The organism is Treponema sp. UBA785, assembly GCF_002297065.1.
Classification (GTDB): domain Bacteria; phylum Spirochaetota; class Spirochaetia; order Treponematales; family Treponemataceae; genus Treponema_D.
Genome location: NZ_DBJD01000082.1, coordinates 1,251 through 13,863, shown reverse-complemented (window position 1 = coordinate 13,863; position 12,613 = coordinate 1,251). Strand labels below are relative to the sequence as shown.

Sequence of the window (12,613 nt, the reverse complement as noted above, 5' to 3'; positions counted from 1 at the left end):
TTCGGCTGTTTTTATCTTACATTCCTTTTTTTTTATTCTGCACAAAAATTATTGTGCTTCTACTTTTTGTTTTATTTTTTTTATTTCTAGTTTTTTCTGCGGGTTTTCAATTTTTACAATAAGCTTATCTTTTGAAAAATCCACAGTTATTTTCTTGTTTTCTGTAGCCTTTCCTTCCAAAATGAGTATCGAAAGCTGCTCTTCAATTTCGCTTTGGATAAGACGGCGCATTGGACGTGCTCCGAGGTTTGCATCGTAGCCGTGTTCTACAAGGTAGTTTCTGGCCTTTGGCTTTATCGTAAGCGTCAAATTTTTGTCAGAAAGCCGGGTTTCAAGCTCCTCAATCTGAAGATCGAGAATTTTCGAAATTTGCTCTTTGTTCAGCGCATCAAAAACAACAACATCGTCAACACGATTCAGAAGCTCAGGGCGCATAATTCGTTTTAATTCTTCAAGGGCGTTCGCCTTAATCTCGTTATATGGCAAAATTCCGTCTGGAGATGAATTAAATCCAAGCCTGTGCTCAGAATTTATCTGTCTAGCGCCTGCGTTTCCGGTCATAATAATAACCGTGTTTCTGAAATTTACCGTGTGTCCAAGATTGTCGCTCAGCTCTCCTTCTTCGAGAAGCTGCAGCAGAAGGTTAAAAATATCCGGATGAGCTTTTTCAATTTCGTCGAGAAGAACAACGCTGTACGGTTGACGCCGAACCTTTTCCGTTAAAATTCCGCCTTCGTCAAAGCCGGCATATCCTGGAGGCGCTCCAACTAAACGGCTTGCATTGTGCTTTTCCATATAGTCCGACATATCGATTCTGATAAGCGCGTCTTTTGAGCCGAACAGAAATTCTGCCAAAGATTTTGCGAGCTGAGTTTTTCCGACGCCTGTAGGTCCAAGAAAAATGAATGAACCCAAAGGCCTGTCTGGAGAACTTACGCCTGCCCTGCTTCTGCGGATTGCAGAACTTAAGACTTTTATCGCTTCGTCCTGTCCGATTACATTTTTGTGAAGATGATCCTCCATTTTTAAAAGACGGCCGGCTTCGTTTGAGTCTAGCTGCTCAAGAGGAATTCCTGTTATCGAAGCAATTATTTTGCAAATGTCGTCAACAGCAACGTGTTTTTTTAGACCGCAGGAGTTGCTCTGCCAGAGCTCTGAAAATTCTTCTAGTTTAAGCCTTAAATTCTTTACTTTATCACGGACTTCCGCTGCCTTTTCGTAATTTTGTTTTGCGACAAGTTCTTTTTTTTCGGTAGACAATTCATCAATCGCCTTTTCAAGCTCAGCAAGTTCTACAGGCCTGCTTTCTCCTGAAATTTTTTTTGCGCTTCCGGCTTCATCAAGAATATCAATCGCCTTGTCCGGCAAAAATCTTTCAGGAATATAACGCTCGGAAAATTTTACAATTGCAGGAATTACGCCATCGTCATAAACAACGCCATGAAAATCTTCGTATTTTTGCTTTAATCCGTTCAGAATTTCAATCGTATCAGATACAGAAGGCTCATCAACTTTTACAATCTGAAACCTGCGCTCGAGGGCTGAATCTTTTTCAAAGTATTTGCGGTATTCTTTTGTCGTAGTTGCGCCGACAATTTGAATTTCGCCGCGGCTCAATGCCGGTTTTAAAATATTCGAAGCGTCCATTCCTCCTTCAGAACCGCCAGCGCCGATTATTGAATGAAGCTCGTCGATAAAAAGAATGATATTTCCATCCTCTTTTATTTCTTTCATGATTCTTTTCATTCTTTCCTCAAAATCACCGCGGAATTTAGTTCCAGCAACTACAGCGACCATATCCAAAGCCAAAAGCCGCTTTTTTATGAGATTGAAAGGAACTTCTCCTTTTGCAATTTTTGCAGCAAGACCTTCGATAACAGCAGTTTTTCCGACTCCAGGCTCTCCTACAAGGACAGGATTGTTTTTTGTGCGGCGGCTTAAAATCTGAACAAGCCTTTCAACTTCTTTTTTTCTTCCAACAACAGGATCAAGTTTATTTTCCCGCGACAGCTGCGTTAAATCCCGTGCAAATTCTGCAAGAAAAGAACCGTTTTTTTGACCGCGTTTTTGAGCGTTCTGGGCAGAACCGAAAGCAAACTGGGAAATTGTTTCTTTTTTTGCATCATCTACAAGACGCTGCAATGTGCTTCCCAGAGTGTCTCCGTTCATTTGTGCGCTTGAATGAAAATGAAACTGGACAACCCTTGCCGCTTCGCGAATATCGTTTATGTTAAGTTCAGCGCGTGCAAAAAAATTGCTGGCAACGCTGTTTTCTTCGCGAGATGACGCAATCATAAAATGCTCTGTTCCAATATAATCATTTCTAAGCGAATTTGATTCGAGGGCGGCAATGTCCATGACAGTACGGAGCCTGCGCGAAGGCGGAAGCTCTGAAAGACTTGCGGCGCCTGGACGAGGAACAACCGCCTGCTCAACCGCCAATTGCAATGTTAAGACGTTTATCCTCAAATCCTGAAGCATTATATATCCAAGTCCGTCGGCGGACTTTAAAAGCGCAAGAAGAATATGTTCAGGCATAAGTTCGCTTGAGCCGCATTTTCTGCCTTCTTCCTGGGCTGCAATAAAAACTTTTTGAAGTCGTGGAGAAATTCTTTTCATATTCATCATTTTATCAATTCCAATTTTTCAAATGTATCCTGAATAACCAGGGCTCGAAGCCGTTCTGTCTGTTTTTCTGTATTGTCAGAAATATCAGGCGGAAAGTTAAAATTTCCGCTCTTGAGCACAGTCTTTAAATGCGATTCCTGCACGCGATATATAAGCGGAGTTAAGGAAATATCATCAACTCCTTTTAACAGTCCGATGTCTTTTCCAAGCTTTATGTCGGAAATAATCATCAGGGCCTCTCTCAAATCAATCAAAAGCGAAAACTTTGCAACGGAAAATCCCTTTACGATTCTGTCGGTTATTTCCGTAGCCCGTTTTTTTATTATTGATTCGCGGCATTTTCGCTCAAGTTCGACAGTTTGCTTTAAAACAGCGGTAAAATTTATAAGCTGCTCAAGTTCGCTTCCAGTTCCAGCTTGATTTGAACTTAACTGATAAAAATTTCCAATTCCTGCTCCTGCCTTTACAAAAGAAGAAAAAGCAGGGCCTGCAATAACGCCCTTGGAAACAATTGACTCAAAAAACGGGCCTATTTCGCCCAAAAATGCCATTGCCGGCAGATGGACACGCGCAGAAAGTTTCATTCCGCTTCCGCAATCCTTTATATTTGCCGTAAGGTAGCCAAAATCGTAGCTAGCCGCAAACTGAAGGCTTTTTTGCAAAAGCTCATCAACTTCCAGGCAATTTTTAAAAGCTGTATCGCAGTCAAGCCCCGAACAAAAGCAGCTTATGCGGACATGGTCTTCATCGTTAATCGTGCAGACAAGACCGGAATTTGCTTTTTTTCCGTTTATGCGCATTACAAGACCGCCGCCCGGAGAATTCAAGGTCGAAGGCTGAATAAGCCCCCTTTCAATCAAAAGTCCTGCGTTCAAAGGATCAATTCCTGCAACGGCAAGCGCCTGATACGAATCCGATTTTTCGCTTTTTAAAAACGCGTCAAAAATCAAAGTCTGGACACGAACCGAATCGTCAGACTTAAAATGACCGGGAAAAGGAAAATCAGCCAGATTTCTTGCCAAACGGACTCTTGTTGAACAGACAACGTCGGACAAAAGTCCTGGAATCGAATACCACTCTCCGCAACCAGAAACATTCTCAGAAATATTTTTCTCACTCATCGTCGTTTCCATTTACCGGGGATTTTTCCAGAGCCCTTAAATAATCGCGGTAGACAGCTGCTTTTTCGTAATCCTCGTTTTTGAGAGATTCTTCAAGTTTTCCCTGAAGCGCAATTCTGTCAGTTAAAACGGAACGGAAAGTAGCAAGCCTTTTTGGCATTCTTCCTGAATAAGAACCTTTTATGCCCTCTTTTCCTAGAAGCTCCCTGATTTCATTTTTAAAAATTGAATAACATTCAGGGCAGCCGGCTTTTTTTGACGACTTGATCAAGGCAAGCTTAGTGCCGCAGACAGGACAGGCTTTTTTGTCTGCTTCCGAAATCTGCCTGGAAATGCTGGTCAGTTCCTTGAATATCGAAGTTATGGATTTTGGATCGCCTGTAATTCCGGATTTTGCGGCACATTCACGGCAAAGGTTTATGTGCTTTTTTCCTCCGTCACCGTTCAATTCTATAAAAACTACGGCATCCTGCTTTTTACAAAAATCACAAATCATTAAAAATACACCAAAGCCTAAGTATAATTCAAAAATAAAAAAAAAGGAATTGCCTATATTTTCTTTAGACTTTCAATCGGTTTTTCCTGGCCTGCTTTTATTGCAGGAATTGCGCTTGCAAAAAGCGAAAGAACAAGAGTTCCGCAGGCAATTATTGTAATCTGGACTAAGGGAATTGAAAGCGGAATATTTTGGAGATAGAACGCAGGATCAAGGATGTGAAGACGCGAAACAGCCGAAACATCGTGCCCCGAAACAAGAAAAGCCGCTTTTTTTACAAAAGTAAGGATATTTTCAATCCAGCCAAGAATCAAATCAAAATTTACTGCGCATAGGAGCCCTGCAGGAATTCCTGCAAGAATTCCCATAAAACCCGTCGACATGCCTGTGATTAAAAAAGAAAAGGTTATGCCAGAAGGAGAAGCGCCAAGACTTTTTAGAATCGCAATTTCCTTTTTCCGTTCCATCACGAGCATGACAAGCGCGCTTGAAATATTTACCGAAGCAACAAGGACAATCAAAAGCATGATAAAAAGAAGCATAATCTGGGTTGATGAAAAATTTTCGTATTGAGAAGCATTTATCTCATCCCATCTGTAAACGCGCGTAAAAGCAGGAGCAAGATTTTCAATTTTTGAAGAAATTTTATCAAGCTCAATAGAAAAAGCATCTTTAGTTTCAATTCCAATCATCGTCTGGCTTGAGCGAAGCGGAAGAATCGAAAAACCTGTATTCAGAGGAATAAAAACCCACAGCGCGTCAAGTTCCTGATAGCCGCTCGAAACTATTGCTGAAATTCTGAATTTCGTGATTTTCGGAACAATTTTATTGGAAGGGAGAATTCTCGTCGTAATAAGCCTGAACTCATCCCCTGCGTGCAAATCAAGGCTTTCGGCAATTTTTTTTCCGATTACGGCATTTTTCCCTTCTTCAAGGCGAATATCCGGCGCTTTTTTTATTCCAGAAACACTCTCTACAATTTCAAAAAGCGCAGAAAAGGCGGTGTTTTTTGAAAAAATATCATTTTCGACTGCGCGGATTGCAGCTCCTGTCCGGATTTTTTTTCCGGCGGCAAGTCCAATTGACTGAATTTCTGGAAAGACATTTGTCACTCCGTCAATTTTGTTCATTTTTTCAGACAGTTTGATAAGGTTTTGAGGCGACTGGGATTCTTCAATGTCAGGATGAAGAATAACGCTTAAATGGGAGCTTGAAAGGCCGATCATCCTGCTGGTCATTCCCTTTATCATTCCGTTGGAAACTGTCAGAATCATGACAAGAGGAACAAGGCTTATTGCAATGCATAAAAACGCTCCTGTAAGGCTTCTGCGGGCATTTGACTTTTTGCCGGTTCTAGGAAAAAGCATTCTGTAAGCATATAAGATGGACGCGCTACTTTTCATTGAGCATTCCGTCCTTTATTGAATAAATTTTGTCGCCCTTTGAAGCCAGTGCCATGTCATGAGTTACAAGGACCAGTGTCTTTTTATATTTTTCCGCCATTGAAAAAAGCAGTTCTCCAATCATAACGGCATTTGCAGGATCAAGGTTTCCTGTAGGCTCGTCGGCAAGTATTAGCTTTGGATCGTTTATAAGGGCACGCGCAACTGCAACTCTCTGTCTCTCGCCGCCGGAAAGCTGGGAAGGAAGATGGGAAGCCCTTTCCAAAAGGCCGACGTCCGCAAGCAGCGATTTTGCCTTTTCTACAGCAACATTTTTTTTCATTCCTGCCATGTAAGCCGGCAAAAATACGTTTTCGAGAGCTGTAAAATCTTTTAAAAGATAATGGAACTGAAAAATCAGGCCGAGATAAGCTGAGCGGTATTCGGAAATGCGTTTTTCATCAAGAGAAGTAATTTCGTAAGGGCCGACCTTTACGCTTCCAGAAGTCGCTTTGTCCAGGCCGCCGACAATATTGAGAAATGTGCTTTTTCCGCTTCCGCTTTCCCCGATTATAACGACTTTAGAGCCTTCTTCTATCCGAAGGTCAAGATTTTTTAAAATCGTAAGGCTCTCGCTTTCTGTTTTATAAGTTTTTTCAAGTCCGTTTATTTCAACAGCAAAATTATTCATCTCTCATCACCTCAGAAACTGTAAGATTAAGAACTTCACGGCTTGCCTTTGCGCTTGCAAAAAGCGCCGAAAAAATGCCAAAAAGCGTAATAAAAAAGACCTCGCCTGCAAAAATTCTCGGAGGAATATTCGCATAAATCATGTACATAGGATTTTCCCTCAAAAAAATGGCGTTTTCCGGCGAAAAAAGATTGAGAAAAAACAGCTGAATGCAGTATACGATTTTAGACATAATAATAAAGATCCCGGACATTTTTACGCTCAGAAGAAGCCCGAGCACAAGTCCGGGAACCGCTCCCTTTAAGCCTGTCAAAAATCCCTGCATGATAAAAATTGCCTGAATTGTATTTTTTTGACCGCCAAATGCCATTAAAACTGAAATTTCCTCCCGCCTTTCAAAGACGCGGCGTCTCATTCCGTTGAAAATATTAACTGCAACGACAACAAAAATTATCAGGACAAGAAGAAAAATCATATTTTTTTCGATTTTTAGAGTTCCAAAGAACGAGCGGTTAAATTCTTTCCAGGATTCGCATTTTGCTCCGGCAAATTTTTCTTCAATCTGACTGGAAATTTTTGAATCAAGGCTGGTATTAAAAAGTTTAATTCCGTATAAAAGCTCAGAATCTTTTCCAAAATATTTAATTCCGTCTTCAATGTTTACGAAAGCATAAGAAGCGTTTATGTCTGCATAGCCGCAACGAAAAATCCCTTTTACGGTAAAAACCCGCTCGGAAGAAATAAGGCTTACATCGCTTCCGCCAGAAAGCGCAAAAAGCTCAACTGTATTTCCTGGGCGAACGCCAAGCCTTCTGGCGAGCTCAGAGCCAAGCACAATAGAGCCGCTTTCCGACAAGTCAAATTTTCCGCTCCACATTTTTGCCTCTTTCTTAAAACCCGTATCAATTTCCGGCAAATTTGAAGGAACTGCGCGGATAAGGGCCGCCGACTGATTTCCGTTTTTTCCGGTCATAAGAGATTGCGCTTCCATAAAAGCAGAAACTGAACGAATTTCTGGAGATTTCTGACAGTCCATCATAAAATCCACAGAAGAATTTTCATCAATGTTTTTAACACGGATATGGTAAGAGCTGATTTCCATAATTGAATCGATAAAACTCATCTGAAAGCCGTTCATGACAGAAATTACGGTGATTAAGGTCATCACACCGAAGCAAATTCCAAGAGAAGCAAGTACCGAATTGACTTTTGAGCTTCCCTTTCTGTCAACAAGGCTGAATCTTCTCGAAACAAACAATACCCACCTTAAAGAATTGAAAAAATTAGCGGCTTTATTTTTTATTTTCATTTTTTAATCTCCGCAGCGCTCTGCCGTCAAGGTAAGTTGTTTCAGAAATTTTTTCTCCGGTTATGTATTTTTCCACGACAGAAAAACCTCCGTCAAAGAAAAAAGTTTTTGTAAAATCAGTTGAATTCTCGTAAACCGTCTGAATCCGCAGTTTTCCGTCTTCGTAAAAATAAGTGTCCGGAGTCTGCTCAAAAACATATTCAAAACGTGTAATATGCTCTTTTTTTTCTGTTTTTTTGTTTTTCGAAGGAAAATATTCAGTTAAAATAATTTTTTTAATCCGGCCTTTTTCGTCATATTCCCATTTTTTATCGCTGTCTTTTACGCAAACGCTTTTTGTTTCTGGATTTTCTTCTTCAAGGTGAATTTTTGTTTCGACCTCTATTTTTCCGTCATCCCTATAGGTTTTTAAAACCCTTGTCTTTTTTGAAAAATTTTCGGCTTCGGTTTTAAGAAGCTTTCCGTCGTCAGAATAAAAATAATTTGTCTCGGAATCAGCTGAGAATTTTTCAAAGTTTTGCGGCGAACTGAAAGTTTCTTTTTTTACAAGATGAAAATTTGAATCAAAAGTGCGCCTGACCGCAGTTTTTTCATCGGCATTCAGAAGAACTGTAAATCCATCTTTTTCAAAAATGCTTGTTTTTTCGTTTCCATAAGATGCTTTTCTCAATTTTCCGTCATGAAGGCGGTTTAAAACAGCTTCAGTTTCGGCATTTTTTTTCTCGCCGCCGCTTTTTCCGTCAAGAACCGAAAGCAAATCAAAATTTTCCGAAGCGCCGTCTCCGGCTTCCTCTTCATCTTCAAATTTTTTTATTGCCTGAGAACTTATTTCGCCGGCCTTTTCTGGAAAAAAGACTTCGTAAAGATAAGAAAAAGTTGAATTTTTCCAGACCGGAAGAAGCAAAAACTGAACGGACTGCCTTGAAATCTCAAAAATTTCGCCGTCAGCCTGCTGCAAAATAACGTTTTTTGCAATTTCAAAAAGGAAAGTTCTAAATTCCTCGTTTAACTCAAGTTCGTCCTGTTTTTTTTGCGCATCTTTTTTGTCAAAACCGGAATTTTCTGTCTTTTCGTTTTGCGCAGGCAAAAAATCTTGCTCAGCGGACAGAGGAAAATGAGAAAAGATCAAATAAAAGTTCAATATGACGGCAAAAAAATACTTCATTTAGCGGCCGAGAAATTCCTTGATATAAGATTTTTTTTCAAAAGGATGAATATCGGAATATTTTTCTCCTGTGCAGACAAACCAGACAGGAATATTAAGCTCTTTTCCGATTGCAAAAATCATTCCGCCTTTTGCAGTTGAATCGTATTTTGTGATTATGACAGCATCAACCCCGACAGCGTCATTGAATACTTCAGCCTGGCGAACGGCATTTTGCCCTGTGGTTCCGTCAATTACGAGAATCTTTTTGCAGCAGCCTTCGTCGGCTTTCTGGCATGCGATTCTGTCGATTTTCTGCAATTCCCGGACAAGATTTTCTTTGTTGTGAAGGCGTCCGGCCGTATCCGCAAGCACAACGGCTCCTCCGCTAGACCGTGCTGCTTGAGCCGCGTCAAAGACAACGGCAGAGGGATCGCTTCCGTGCTGATGCGAAACAACCCGAATTCCAAGTTTTTGGCCGTGCATTTCCAGCTGCTCTTCTGCGGCGGCGCGGAAAGTATCTGCGGCGGCTAAAATCACTTTTTTGCCGTTATTTTTTAGAAAGCCTGCAAGTTTCGCGGCTGTCGTTGTTTTTCCAACTCCGTTTACGCCCAAAAGCATAAAAATGCTGGTTTTTGAGTCGTCAATTTCAAAATCGGCGCGGTTTACAAAACCGCAAAGCATTCTTTCAAGCTCGTCCAAAATGGCATTCTGCTCATAAATTTTATTTTGGCGGCAAAATTTTTCCAGACTGCCAGTAAGCTCAAATGCGAGTTTTGCGCCAATATCGCCCTCGACAAGCAAATCCGTAAGCTCCTCAAAAAAATCCTCATCAATTTTGCCCTTGGAAAAAAGCCCTTTTAATTTTTGCGCAAACGTAATTTTTGACATTTTTCGACTCCAATATAATTATAAATAATTTTTACTTTTTTTGAACTGCGCGCGCAGGAAGAACTTCATTCGCCGCAAAAAGATAGCGAACCATTTCAAAAGCAAACCATGCGCCTGCCGTGCACGAAACTCCGATAGAATAGTACGAATATTTCTGCCATTTTTCTACTTCGTCAAAATTCGCCCGGCCGGCTGCATAAGAATTATTCACCGCCGTAAAATTTCCGACCGTAAAAAAAGTTGGAACTAAAGAACAGATTAAGACCGAATACGCCGTGTACATCCGCCGCCTTTGCCGGTCGATATGCTTTTCCCTGTCATAAGGTTTTGCGTTTACAGAAAGAGTATTTCCGTCCTGAGCGAGTTTTTCTGAAATATAGATGAATGCGCTTTCTCCCTCCGAATTTTCAAAAATTCCCAAAACCGGGCGTCCGTTCACAGTCGATGAGGCAAAACGGTTCTCTTCATCGACAGGAGAAGAATCGAGCGCGTTAAAGTAAAAAACGCCTTTTGCCATTTTTTTTAGGCAAAGCTCAAGATTTCCCATTGCAAGAGGCCTTAAAGTCGTTTTTACAGTAAAAAAATCTTCGCCGGCAAAAGCGTAATTTACGGTCTGCTTTTCAAAACCGTTTGCGGAAACAGTAATTGAATGAACTCCAGCGTTTACAATAACCTCCTCCTTTGAAGGAACAATTACTCCGTCAACGCTGACAATTCCGCTCTTTGCAGCCTGTTCAGGTTCAATTTCAATTTTTATTTTTACAGGAACTGAATTTGCAATTTCCGGCATTAAATTTCGCGCAATGTTCTGAGAAATCAAAACAAGGTCGTTTGCATTTCCAACTTCAGTAATTTCTGAAGAAGAATCTGCTCCAGGAAAAAAATAAAGTTTTACCGAAACAGAAACATATTCACCGTAAAGCGCGATTTTTCCAGTAAGAAGCGCATTGATTTTTGCGGCAGAAATTTCGCTGTTAAAGGAAAAGCTTTTTTCTCCAAATTCCATGGCTTTTTCCGAAGGAGAGAAAAGCGAAGACGGATCATTTTTATAAAGAACAACAGTTTCATTTATTTTTTTAGCCTCGCCGTCCTTTTTTTTCATAAAAGCAAAAGGAAGCTTTCCGAAAAAATTGTCATCGCGCTTTTTTTCATCAAAAATTTCACCATTTTCCAATGCAATCTGGCGTGAATATTTTTCTTTTGTTTTTTGCACGGCCGAAAGATTTTCGTCAATTTTCTTTTCAATCTCTGAAATTTTTTCTTCTTCTTCCCGAATCGCTTTTTTTAATTCCCGCGGGGTTGTCTTTGCAAGAACCAGAGAATCGCGGGTTTTGTTTTCTTTTGAGAGCTGCAAAAAAAGGGAAAGCCGTTCCGTCTGAAGAGCGTAAAGCTCGCGGTCAAGCTGTTCCTGGGAAGAAACGGAGCGGATTGAATTTTCAGCAATCTGCTCAAGAATCAGCTGCGGCAAGACCGAAGCAATCTTTGCATTCGAAGAATTTTCAACTCCTTTTTGAGAAAAGGTGAACTTCTGCCCTGCCAAAACCCAATCATCCGCAAAAGCAAAAAACGGGCAGCAAAAAACGAGAATAAAAACTGAATTTTTAAAAAACTTTATGAGCTTATCCACGGCAAAATCCACGGCATGAACCTGAAAAAAGCGCAGTTCCTACATATTTTCGTCAGAATCGTCAGTGCCAGCCGGAAGACCTTTCCATTGAGCCTGCAAAAACGCGTCGATAAACTGGTCAATATCACCGTCCATTACAGACTGAATATTTCCACATTCGTATTTTGTGCGGTGATCTTTTACCATTGTGTACGGCTGGAAAACATAAGTACGGATCTGATTTCCCCAGGAAATGTCTTTTTTTTCTGCGCCGAATTTGGCATTTTCTTTTTCTTTCTGCTCTTTGTAATATTGATAGAGTTTTGCCTTCAAAATGCTCATTGCCGTTGCGCGGTTCATAAGCTGAGAGCGTTCAGAATCGCATGTTACGACAATACCTGTTGGAATGTGCGTGAAGCGGACTGCAGAATCTGTTTTGTTTACGTGCTGGCCGCCTTTTCCTCCGGAGCGGTATGTGTCAACGCGCAAATCTTCCGGACGAATATCAACCTTAATCGTATCATCGAGAATCGGGAAAATAAAAACTGAGCTGAACGAAGTGTGCCTTCTTGCGTTTGCATCAAACGGAGAAATGCGGATAAGACGGTGTACACCAGCTTCGCCTTTTAATTTTCCATAAACGTAGTCGCCGGTAATCTGAATTGTAGTCGATTTTATTCCGCCTTCATCTTCCTGAAGATCGACAGTTTCCATTTTAAAACCGTTGCGTTCCGCCCACCGAATATACATCCGGCTAAGCATATAAGCCCAGTCGCAGGCTTCTGTTCCGCCCGCTCCTGAGTGAATAGTCAAGAAGCAGCCGTTTTTGTCTACTTCGCCGGAAAGAAGGTTTAAAATCGAAAGCTCCTCAAATTTTTTCTGGGCAGATTCAAGAAGAGGCTTTAATTCTTCTTCGACACTCTGATCTTTTTCTTCAATTCCAAGGTCGTAAAGAGTCTCAAGCTCTTCTGCCTGTGCAATAAGCTCACGCCAAGGCTCGACACGGCCTTTTAAGTATTTTAGCTCGTTCATGGTGCGCTGCGCGTTTTCGGTATCGTTCCAAAAACCAGGAGCGGCGGTCATGGCTTCGGTGTCTTTTATTTTTTTATCGATCGCAGCGTGGTCAAAGACGCCCCCAGACACTGTCAATGTCATTTTTAAGCTTGTCTATAGGTTCCTTTAATTCTTCAAGCATTTTAATCTCCAAAAGCAGTTCAATTTTTTCCAGACAAAACTGCCCAAAATACATAACTTAATAGAAAATTTAACTTTTAAAGAATAAACAAAAGGCTTTTTCTTGTCAAACTGGCTTCAATGATGAATCCAAATTCAATTCAAAAAACGT

General features: G+C 40.9%; 10 protein-coding genes. All 10 read right to left on the bottom strand.

Annotated elements, in window-relative coordinates; genetic code table 11:
* Window positions 1-48: 48 nt before the first annotated feature.
* The 10 genes from B2X33_RS07010 to prfB all read right to left on the bottom strand — a co-directional run bounded on the left by B2X33_RS07010 (window position 49) and on the right by prfB (window position 12,463).
* Window positions 49-2,625, bottom strand: a complete 2,577-nt coding sequence (locus tag B2X33_RS07010) for an ATP-dependent Clp protease ATP-binding subunit (RefSeq protein WP_414717812.1) — start codon at window positions 2,623-2,625, stop codon at window positions 49-51.
* On the bottom strand, window positions 2,625-3,749 hold the full coding sequence (locus B2X33_RS07005; protein ID WP_296668622.1) for a hypothetical protein: 1,125 nt from the start codon (window positions 3,747-3,749) through the stop codon (window positions 2,625-2,627). Before B2X33_RS07005 ends, B2X33_RS07010 begins: the two co-directional genes overlap by 1 nt.
* A complete protein-coding gene (locus B2X33_RS07000) occupies window positions 3,742-4,245 on the bottom strand; it encodes a UvrB/UvrC motif-containing protein (protein ID WP_296022588.1) in 504 nt (167 codons plus the stop codon). The genes B2X33_RS07005 and B2X33_RS07000 overlap by 8 nt, the downstream gene beginning before the upstream one ends.
* Before the next feature lie 53 nt (window positions 4,246-4,298).
* A complete protein-coding gene (locus tag B2X33_RS06995) occupies window positions 4,299-5,612 on the bottom strand; it encodes an ABC transporter permease (RefSeq protein ID WP_296668619.1) in 1,314 nt (437 codons plus the stop codon).
* A gap of 25 nt (window positions 5,613-5,637) precedes the next feature.
* Window positions 5,638-6,318, bottom strand: coding sequence for an ABC transporter ATP-binding protein (locus B2X33_RS06990; protein WP_296668617.1), 681 nt, complete (start codon window positions 6,316-6,318; stop codon window positions 5,638-5,640).
* A complete protein-coding gene (locus B2X33_RS06985; RefSeq protein WP_296022585.1) occupies window positions 6,311-7,627 on the bottom strand; it encodes an ABC transporter permease in 1,317 nt (438 codons plus the stop codon). The genes B2X33_RS06990 and B2X33_RS06985 overlap by 8 nt, the downstream gene beginning before the upstream one ends.
* Window positions 7,611-8,714 (bottom strand): hypothetical protein, encoded by a 1,104-nt coding sequence (locus B2X33_RS06980; RefSeq protein WP_296668613.1) that lies wholly within the window; start codon window positions 8,712-8,714, stop codon window positions 7,611-7,613. Before B2X33_RS06980 ends, B2X33_RS06985 begins: the two co-directional genes overlap by 17 nt.
* A gap of 78 nt (window positions 8,715-8,792) precedes the next feature.
* The gene (gene ftsY, locus B2X33_RS06975) at window positions 8,793-9,662 is read right to left on the bottom strand and encodes a signal recognition particle-docking protein FtsY (protein WP_296668611.1); all 870 of its coding nucleotides are present in this window, start codon (window positions 9,660-9,662) and stop codon (window positions 8,793-8,795) included.
* 31 nt (window positions 9,663-9,693) lie between these two features.
* On the bottom strand, window positions 9,694-11,301 hold the full coding sequence (locus tag B2X33_RS06970) for a DUF8525 domain-containing protein (RefSeq protein WP_296668608.1): 1,608 nt from the start codon (window positions 11,299-11,301) through the stop codon (window positions 9,694-9,696).
* Window positions 11,302-11,328: 27 nt separating this feature from the next.
* A protein-coding gene (gene prfB / locus B2X33_RS06965) for a peptide chain release factor 2 (protein ID WP_296668607.1) occupies window positions 11,329-12,463 on the bottom strand; the annotation gives its coding sequence in 2 pieces (ribosomal slippage) (window positions 11,329-12,393 and window positions 12,395-12,463; 1,134 coding nt in all).
* Between the last annotated feature and the right edge of the window lie 150 nt (window positions 12,464-12,613).

Bases quoted from the DNA above. Each gene is read 5' to 3' on its own strand.
- B2X33_RS07000 (WP_296022588.1), bottom strand. From the start codon at position 4,245: ATGATTTGTGATTTTTGTAAAAAGCAGGATGCCGTAGTTTTTATAGAA.
- B2X33_RS06995 (WP_296668619.1), bottom strand. From the start codon at position 5,612: ATGCTTTTTCCTAGAACCGGCAAAAAGTCAAATGCCCGCAGAAGCCTT.
- ftsY (WP_296668611.1), bottom strand. From the start codon at position 9,662: ATGTCAAAAATTACGTTTGCGCAAAAATTAAAAGGGCTTTTTTCCAAG.
- B2X33_RS06990 (WP_296668617.1), bottom strand. From the start codon at position 6,318: ATGAATAATTTTGCTGTTGAAATAAACGGACTTGAAAAAACTTATAAA.
- B2X33_RS06985 (WP_296022585.1), bottom strand. From the start codon at position 7,627: ATGAAAATAAAAAATAAAGCCGCTAATTTTTTCAATTCTTTAAGGTGG.
- B2X33_RS07010 (WP_414717812.1), bottom strand. From the start codon at position 2,625: ATGAATATGAAAAGAATTTCTCCACGACTTCAAAAAGTTTTTATTGCA.
- B2X33_RS07005 (WP_296668622.1), bottom strand. From the start codon at position 3,749: ATGAGTGAGAAAAATATTTCTGAGAATGTTTCTGGTTGCGGAGAGTGG.